Origin of the sequence: Hyphomonas sp. BRH_c22, assembly GCF_000961795.1 — a bacterium.
Classification (GTDB): domain Bacteria; phylum Pseudomonadota; class Alphaproteobacteria; order Caulobacterales; family Hyphomonadaceae; genus Hyphomonas.
Window position 1 is genome coordinate 1 of sequence record NZ_LADU01000025.1, and the last position, 6,778, is coordinate 6,778.

The 6,778-nt window shown below is 61.6% G+C and carries 6 protein-coding genes and 1 pseudogene; 5 read left to right on the plus strand and 2 right to left on the minus strand.

Annotation, left to right across the window (positions count from 1 at the left end; translation table 11 throughout):
• Window positions 1–20: 20 nt before the first annotated feature.
• The 5 genes from VR74_RS03805 to VR74_RS21510 all read left to right on the plus strand — a co-directional run bounded on the left by VR74_RS03805 (window position 21) and on the right by VR74_RS21510 (window position 5,226).
• A complete protein-coding gene (locus VR74_RS03805; RefSeq protein ID WP_299949534.1) occupies window positions 21–590 on the plus strand; it encodes an IS5 family transposase in 570 nt (189 codons plus the stop codon).
• Between the two features lie 126 nt (window positions 591–716).
• A complete protein-coding gene (gene dnaG, locus VR74_RS03810; RefSeq protein ID WP_045694561.1) occupies window positions 717–2,579 on the plus strand; it encodes a DNA primase in 1,863 nt (620 codons plus the stop codon).
• Window positions 2,580–2,645: 66 nt separating this feature from the next.
• A complete protein-coding gene (rpoD, locus tag VR74_RS03815) occupies window positions 2,646–4,598 on the plus strand; it encodes an RNA polymerase sigma factor RpoD (RefSeq protein ID WP_045694562.1) in 1,953 nt (650 codons plus the stop codon).
• A 106-nt stretch (window positions 4,599–4,704) separates the two neighbouring features.
• Window positions 4,705–4,941, plus strand: coding sequence for a type II toxin-antitoxin system ParD family antitoxin (locus VR74_RS03820; protein WP_045694563.1), 237 nt, complete (start codon window positions 4,705–4,707; stop codon window positions 4,939–4,941).
• Window positions 4,942–5,226 (plus strand): type II toxin-antitoxin system RelE/ParE family toxin, encoded by a 285-nt coding sequence (locus VR74_RS21510; RefSeq protein ID WP_045694565.1) that lies wholly within the window; start codon window positions 4,942–4,944, stop codon window positions 5,224–5,226. It abuts the gene before it with no gap.
• 26 nt (window positions 5,227–5,252) lie between these two features.
• Here VR74_RS21510 and VR74_RS20460 read toward each other — a convergent pair whose 3' ends face one another.
• Both VR74_RS20460 and VR74_RS03830 read right to left on the minus strand, forming a co-directional pair.
• Window positions 5,253–5,408, minus strand: a complete 156-nt coding sequence (locus VR74_RS20460; RefSeq protein ID WP_299949530.1) for a hypothetical protein — start codon at window positions 5,406–5,408, stop codon at window positions 5,253–5,255.
• A 61-nt stretch (window positions 5,409–5,469) separates the two neighbouring features.
• Window positions 5,470–6,778 (minus strand): annotated as a pseudogene (locus tag VR74_RS03830) (hypothetical protein); the annotation flags it as partial.

Consider the following 6,778-nt stretch of genomic DNA (forward strand, 5'->3'; position numbering starts at 1 on the left):
GTGTACAATCGCTTCAACAGATGGGCGAAGGCAGGCGTCTGGCTCAATGTTTTCAATGCCTTGGCGGAGCGATCTCCCGAATCTATGGCCTTCATCGACAGTTCGATCATCCGGGCCCACCAGCACGCCGCAGGCGGAAAAAAGGGGGCCCGGATAACGCCATCGGTCTCTCTCGTGGGGGACTGAGCACCAAGATCCATGCCGTGGTTGATGAGGCGGGCCTGCCGATCCGCCTGTCCCTGACGGCCGGTCAAGCCTCCGACAAGGCCGCCGCGCCTGCCCTTGTCGACAGCCTGAAGACGGCCGCCCATGTCGTGGCTGATCGCGGGTATGATGCGCTCTCGCTGGTCGAGCAGATACGATCACGCGGGGCCGAGGCGCATATCCCCACCCAGCGCAACCGCAAGGCCCAGCGCTCCGTCAACAGAGCCATCTACAGCCAGCGCAATCTGGTCGAGCGATACTTCAACAAACTCAAGCATTTCAGGCGCATCGCAACCCGATTCGACAAACTCGCCAGAAACTACCTCGCCGCCGTCGCTATCGCTTCTGTCAGACTCTGGACACGCGCTTATGAGTCCACAACCTAGTCATCCCTGTGAGCCTGTCCGGCTTTGAAGACTGGCCCTGCCGAAAGGCGGGGCCCTTTTTTTTGACGCGGCGGTTCGGCAATCTGTGCGTTCCCGAAAGCGGCATGACGCGCTACACTTGCCCGAATGTCCCAGACCGTCCGAATCCCTGATGGCTTTGTCGAAGAACTGAAGGCCCGTATCCGGCCGTCGGATGTGATCGGCCGCAAGGTGAAGCTGATCAAGAAGGGCAAGGAATGGGTCGGCCTGTCGCCTTTCACCAATGAGAAAAGCCCGAGTTTCTACGTCAACGACCAGAAGCGCATCTTCAAATGCTTCTCCTCCGGCATGGGCGGAGACGTCATCAGCTTCGTGATGGAGACGGAACGCCTGTCCTTCATGGAGGCGGTCGAGAAACTCGCGGAAGAAGCGGGCATGAGCCTGCCCAAGGCGAGCCCGGAAGCCGCCGAGGAATACGACCACCGCAAGCGCCTGCAGGCGGCCTGCGAGGCGGCTGCGACCTGGTTCGAGGATTGCCTGCAATCGGCAGAAGGCGCGGCGGCGCGGGTCTACCTGGAGGGCCGCGGCCTGCTGCCGGGGGCCTGGCGGCGCCACCGTCTCGGCTTTGCCCCGGATGACTGGCGCAAGACGTCCGAGCACCTGAAGTCGCAGGGCTTCTCGATGGCGGAGATCCTGGAGGCCGGCCTTGCCAAGGAAAGCGACAAGGGCGGCGAGCCCTATGATGCCTTTCGCGGGCGGCTGATGTTCCCGATCCCGGATTCGCGGGGCGGGATCATTGCGTTCGGTGGCCGTGGCCTGACGCCGGATGCGAAGCCGAAATACCTGAACTCCGGCGATACGCCGCTCTTCCACAAGTCGCGTGTGCTGTACCGCTACAAGGCGGCGCGCGAGGCGCTGGGCCATGGCGAAGACGGGGGCCTGATCGTCTGCGAAGGCTATATGGATGCCATCGCGCTGGCCGAGGCCGGGTTTGGCCAGGCTGTGGCGCCGCTGGGCACCGCGCTGACCGAAGAGCAGATTTCGTTGCTCTGGCGGGCGGGGCCGGAGCCCGTGCTCTGCTTCGACGGGGACAGTGCCGGCCTTGGCGCCGCCTTCCGCGCGCTCGACCGGGCCCTGCCGCATGTCGAACCCGGCCGGTCGCTGTATTTCGTGCTGCTACCGGACGGCATGGACCCTGACGACCTGATTCGCGAGCGCGGCCCCGGCGCCATGGCCGAAACGCTGGATAACCGGCTTGCCTTGTCGGAACTGCTCTGGCGGCGGGAACGCGACGCCGAACCGCTCGATACGCCCGAGCGCCAGGCCGGTCTCGAGGCGCGCCTTGCGGCGGCGGCGGCCCAGATCAGGCATCCCGGCGTGCGGGCGGCATACGAACGTGATCTGAAGGCCCGCATGCGCGATCACTTCTGGCAGGTGCGTCAGTCAAATCGCAGCAGCAACAGCAGGAAGCGCGCCGGAACGGGACAGTTTCCCGCCTCAGGAGAGTCGGGCCAGTCTGCGCTCAAGGGCGGCGCGCCGGCCAAGCTGCGCGGCCTTGGCGCGATCGTGCGGGCGGTCGATAGTCCCTTCCTTCTGGACTTCGGCGCCGAAACGCTGGCGGCGGCCGCGTTTCCTGATCCGGACGTCAGCCACATCCGAGACTGCATACTGGACTTTATGAACGCAGGGAAACCTATTGACCGCAGGGCCTTGAGCGCCCATTTACTCGAAACAGGGAACATGCGCGCTTCCAGATTGCTCAAAGATTATCCTGATACGCCTCAGATAGCGGCCGATGGGCCCGAGGCACGGGAATGGCTTATAGCCCTCGAGCAATACATGGCGGTGAGAAGTTCCGATGAGCAGGAGCCCGGTTCTGGCACAGATGCTGCGAGCGGGGAGTCGACGGCGTCACCTTCAGCGTGGCGGCGGCGTCACCAGCTTGTCGCAGAACGCCGGGCCTTGAAGGCTCGCATGAACGAGGCAGCAGGAAAAGTCGGCGAAAGCTAAGGCGCAGGTCAGTTTTTTGGGTCATCCACCAGGGCAGCGGCGGATACTCCCATGGGAGAAATATGAATGGCAATTGCCACCAAGAAGAAGAACACAGCCGGTGATGGCGAAGGTGAAGACGAGAAGGACGGCGAAGCCGCCGTCGTCGATTTCAACGCCACCGACGTCAAAAAGGTTCTGAAGCGGGCGCAGAAGCGCGGCTTCATCACGCATGACGAAATCAACGCCCTGCTTCCGAATGACGAGATGACCTCCGATCAGATCGAGGACGTGATGTCCCAGATCTCGGAAATGGGCATCGCAGTCGTCGAGAGCGAGGAAGAGGCCGAAGCCGAAGGCAAGGCGCTCACCAAGATCGAAGACAAGAAAGTTGTCACCAAGAAGGGCAACGCGCGCGGCTCTGACCGCACCGACGACCCCGTACGCATGTACCTGCGCGAGATGGGCGCCGTCGAACTGCTCTCGCGTGAAGGCGAGATCGCGATTGCCAAGCGGATCGAAGCGGGCCGCGACGCGATGATCCGCGGGCTTTGCGAGAGCCCGCTGACCTTCGAAGCCATGATGGTGTGGCGCGACGAGCTGATGAACGAGCGCATCCTGCTGCGCGACCTGATTGACCTCGAAGCGACCTATGGCGCGGAAAATCCGCCGCCGGAACCCAAACCCAAGGAAGAAGAGGACGAGGCGGACGAAGCCAAATCCGAAGACGGCGAATCCACCGACGACGATGAAGACGACGAGGATGATGCTGCGGCGATGTCCATGTCGGCCATGGAAGCGGAACTGCGTGACGGCGTTCTGGCCAAGCTTGACGAGATCGCAGACGGGTTCGGACGCTATCGCAAGCTGCAGGACAAGCTTGTCGGGCGCCGCCTCGAAGGCAAGGACCTGACGCCGAAGGCCCAGGCCGAATATGACGAATTGTCGAACAATATCGTCGAAAGCCTGAAGACGATCCACATCAACAATGCCCGTATCGAGGCGCTGGTTGAGCAGCTTTACGCGATCAACAAAAAGCTGATGGGCCTTGAAGGCAAGCTGATGCGCATGGCTGACGCCCATGGCGTGCCGCGCAAGGAATTCCTTGAAAACTATTTCGGCAACGAACTCGAGCCCGAATGGGGCGAGCGCGTAAAGGGCCTGTCGGCAAAGTGGAAACGCTTCATCGAGGGCAAGAGCGACGAAATCGAGGAAGTGCGCAACGAGATTTCGGAAATCGCCCAGGAAATCGGCATTCCGATCGATGACTACCGGGTGCTGGTCCAGACCGTCCAGAAGGGCGAGCGCGAAGCGCGTATCGCCAAGAAGGAAATGGTCGAGGCGAACCTCCGCCTCGTGATCTCGATAGCCAAGAAATACACCAATCGCGGCCTGCAATTCCTGGATCTTATCCAGGAAGGCAATATCGGCCTGATGAAGGCGGTCGACAAATTCGAATACCGCCGCGGCTACAAGTTCTCGACCTATGCCACATGGTGGATTCGTCAGGCCATTACGCGGTCCATCGCGGACCAGGCTCGCACGATCCGTATCCCGGTGCACATGATCGAGACGATCAACAAGATTATCCGTACCCAGCGCCAGATGCTGCACGAGATCGGCCGCGAGCCGACCCCGGAAGAACTGGCCGAGAAGCTGGGCCTGCCGCTGGAGAAGATCCGCAAGGTTCTCAAGATCGCGAAAGAGCCGATCAGCCTCGAGACGCCGATTGGCGACGACGAGGATTCAAACCTCGGCGACTTCATCGAGGACAAGATGGCGCTGCTTCCGGTGGACGCGGCCATCCAGTCGAACCTGCGCGAGACCACCACGCGTGTGCTCGCCTCGCTCACCCCGCGTGAGGAGCGCGTGCTGCGCATGCGCTTCGGTATCGGCATGAACACCGATCACACGCTGGAGGAAGTCGGCCAGCAGTTCAGCGTGACGCGCGAACGCATCCGCCAGATCGAAGCGAAGGCGCTGAGGAAACTCAAGCATCCGAGCCGGTCTCGGAAGCTGCGCAGCTTCCTGGACACATAGATCTAACAAAGGGCGGCTCAAGGGCCGCCCTTTTTGATTCGGGCGCATGGTTTGCGTTTGGCAAAGTTTGCCATTATATTGCAGGGGCAGCTTGAGGAGCCCCGCCATGGCCACGATGAACATCTCCCTGCCGGACCAGATGAAAGCTTGGGTCGAGGCGCAGTCCGCTGATGGGAAGTATGCCAATTCTTCCGATTTGATACGCGACCTGATCCGCCGTGAGCAGATCAAGCAGGAGAAGATCGCGGCGCTGAACGAGAAGATCGAGGAAGGCTTTGCCAGCGGTATCAGCGACAAATCGCTCGACCAGATCATGGCAGAGATTTTAGCCGAGCCCCGGTAAATGATACTTCGGCTTACGCCAGCGGCGCGGGGCGACCTTCGCGCCATATTCCGGGAAGGCGTCAGGCTATTCGGTGAGCAACAGGCCCGCCGCTACCTTGAACAGCACGGCAAGGAACTGCGCTTTGTTGGAGACTTTCCCCAGGCGGTCCGCTTGCGCGATGAATTCTATAGGCCCGTGCGCGTTCACCGCTTCAATGCCCACATCATCATCTTCAACATTGTGGGAGATGAGGTGGTTGTTGCCCGCATCCGCCACGGCCATGAAGACTGGAAGGCGGATTAAAGAGGCGCCCATCGCGCAGCCGCCAATCAGGCTTCCCGTATGGCCCGTTCAGCGGCGGCGCGTTTGGCCCGTTCGCCTGCGCGATGGCGGTTCGCGGCGCAGGTGCCCTGGCGCTTGTGCGGTTTGCACAGCAGGCAGCCTGACCGGGTTGATTTCGGTCCCTTGCGTTTGTGGTGGGCCATGGCCGTCATCCTTTGAAGGACAGGCTCATATCCCGAAATTTTGCCGAAACAATGGCAAGCGTCAGTGAGCCATCGCGTTCCAGCGGTCCATGCCTTCGCAGAGGCCGTCCTGCTGCAGGGTGGCTTGGGCGGCGCCGTTGAACTGGTCGCTGGCAGAGGCCGCCCATACGGCTGCGGCCGCATCGAAACTGGTGAACCCGATCTCGGCCATGCCGCGTTCGATGCGATTGCAGATCAGGCGGGCCGTATCCGCATCGCCGTCAACATTCAGGCTGGCGATCCGGTCGGAGAGGTCGAGGCGCGAGAAGATATAGTCATAGACCGTCAGGTCCTCGCCAACTTCGAAGGCCAGGATGTCGCCCGCCGGCACGCCGGTATAGTCCGGCTCCTGGCCGTCAAAGTCCGATGTCTGGGCCGTGAAGATGGACGGGATTGGCTGGTCGAGATAAACCGCCCACTGACCAATCGCGCCCTTGCCCTTGGTCTGCTTGATATTGCTGGCCTCCGGCAGTTCAGCCGACACGACGAGGATCGGCGTGTCGCTCCACGACTTGACCGAAAATGCGCTGGTGGACTGTTCCGTGATCGACTGGCCGAACAGCGTGGTCGAGGACGTGTTGAGGAAGTTGGAGGCTTCCAGCATCAGGGGCTGGTTGAAATACGTTACCAATGTGGACGTTGGCGCGATCAGGTTGGCGGCCGTGGTCAGAGCGCCCATGACACTTGCCCCTGCCGATCCCTGGCGCTCGTCGGACAGCTGCATGCGGAAGCGCCCTTCGATGGTCGTGTTTGGGCCGACCTTGAAATAGGGCGTTGCATAAAGCGCAATGCTTTCATTCGTGGTCCAGGATTCGCCTTCCCGGCTGTCGGAAGAGAAGGTGGCAGAGAACAGGGCCTTGGTCGCCTTGATGTCCGGCTTGGCGACATCGAATTCCGCAATCAGCGTACGCGTCACATTGCGCGAGCCCATCATGCGCGATAGCCAGTTGCGGCTTTCCTTGTTATAGTTTCGCACATCGACAGGTTCCGACCGTTTGCCGGTGGAGACGCCTTTAATGTCATAGGCGTCCGGCTTGAGCGTCACGATCTGGATGCGCGTATAGCGATCCTGCAGCATCATGCCGTATTCTGAATATAGGGCATTTTCGTCAATCGCGACGTCGATGAAAGGCAGGTAGTCTTTGGCAGGCTTGACGTTGCTGACGGCCCGGCCTGTCGAACGGCGCGGCGCCGGCGCCGGGGCACCGGAGGAAGTGGGTGGCAGGTCTTCGAAGCTGAAATCATCATCATCTCCGGGCAGCCCGCGAACCGGTCCGCTATCACCCACCCGCGGCACGGGGGGAGGCGGCGGCGGCGGAGGGGGCGGAGGC

Coding starts and splice junctions, on each gene's coding strand:
- VR74_RS03820 (WP_045694563.1), top strand. CDS start 4,705: ATGGCCACGATGAACATCTCCCTGCCGGACCAGATGAAAGCTTGGGTC.
- dnaG (WP_045694561.1), top strand. CDS start 717: ATGTCCCAGACCGTCCGAATCCCTGATGGCTTTGTCGAAGAACTGAAG.
- rpoD (WP_045694562.1), top strand. CDS start 2,646: ATGGCAATTGCCACCAAGAAGAAGAACACAGCCGGTGATGGCGAAGGT.
- VR74_RS20460 (WP_299949530.1), bottom strand. CDS start 5,408: ATGGCCCACCACAAACGCAAGGGACCGAAATCAACCCGGTCAGGCTGC.
- VR74_RS21510 (WP_045694565.1), top strand. CDS start 4,942: ATGATACTTCGGCTTACGCCAGCGGCGCGGGGCGACCTTCGCGCCATA.
- VR74_RS03805 (WP_299949534.1), top strand. CDS start 21: ATGGGCGAAGGCAGGCGTCTGGCTCAATGTTTTCAATGCCTTGGCGGA.